General features: G+C 33.0%; 1 protein-coding gene. It reads left to right on the plus strand.

The genetic code is table 11. The features are described 5' to 3' along the window. The first annotated feature begins 303 nt into the window (after positions 1 to 303). Positions 304 to 1,044 (plus strand): hypothetical protein, encoded by a 741-nt coding sequence (locus ACTXGO_RS14160; protein WP_435949383.1) that lies wholly within the window; start codon positions 304 to 306, stop codon positions 1,042 to 1,044. The last annotated feature ends 145 nt before the right edge of the window (positions 1,045 to 1,189 follow it).

Genomic DNA, 1,189 nt, shown 5'->3' on the forward strand with positions numbered 1-1,189 from the left:
AGCGACAGCGTAACCCGCCGATTTGATTTCAACAAAAAAGACCTTGTCACGTCGCGTGGCAAGGTCTTTTTTTGGTTATATTTTTGCTTATACGTATCGTAATTCAGTCTTCAATATCTAACAAAGTTTGAAAATGTTTAATTTGTAGGTTGGCGTGGAGCTTGCGACACCCAAAATGGCAATGTGCTAACCTATAAATTTGAAGCTACCTAACTGCGGACTATCACCTACATTGCATTGGTTAACTTGAATCTTTCTTTTAAAAGAGTATAAAATGCCTTTAATTATTCAAATGAGATAGGTATGTATCAACAGTTGCCGAATACATGTTACGAGTGTGGGGTTCCATTAGACCAAAAAAGCTTAACGAGAGAGCATGTACCTCCTAGATGTTTTTTCCCTAAAAATGATAAATTTTCTTTGATTACTGTGCCTTCATGTATCGAGCACAATGGTGGTAAATCTGATGATGATGAGCACCTTCTACAAATTATATCGCTTCAAATTCTAGCTAATGAAAAAGGGCAAAATATTGCTACAGGTAAAACTGTAAAGAGTATATTGAGAAATAGAAAGAGAACTAGGAGCTTAGTTAGCAACGCAACGCTAGTCTATGTTGATGAAAAGAGAACAGGGCAACTTAAACCTACTTTTGCATTCAAATTTGATGAAAGTAAATTTAACAGTAGTATATCCTCTATTTGTAAAGGGCTATACTACTACGAATTCCATAAGGTTTTTAATGGAGATATCAAAATTTATAATGAGTTTCAAATATCATTGAATGACGACTCGATAAATAAAAATAAAGAGTTTGATAAAAATAGAATTTTGATAGAGAAGAGTTTTTCTAATGTCAAAAAAAAAGGAGAAAATCAAGAAATTTTTTACTACCAGATAATGAAGCCACCAAAGGGTTTGGACTTTTCTTTTGCTATTAGGCTCTGTTTTTATGAAGGAATTGGTATCCTAACTTTTTTGCAAGAAAAAAGAGTATTGACACTCAATGCAATCACAACTGCAATAATTAAAGTGCAACAATGAACATCTTTACAAAGACTATGCCTTGTGGCTTCTACAATCACTTTGATTTAACTTAACTAAATTACTACCAACAAAAAGCTAGGCTAAAAGCCTAGCCTACGTCTAACTTATTTTATATAAAATTCAACCCTAAGGTTTATAACAT

Source organism: Psychrobacter sp. T6-1, assembly GCF_052258445.1.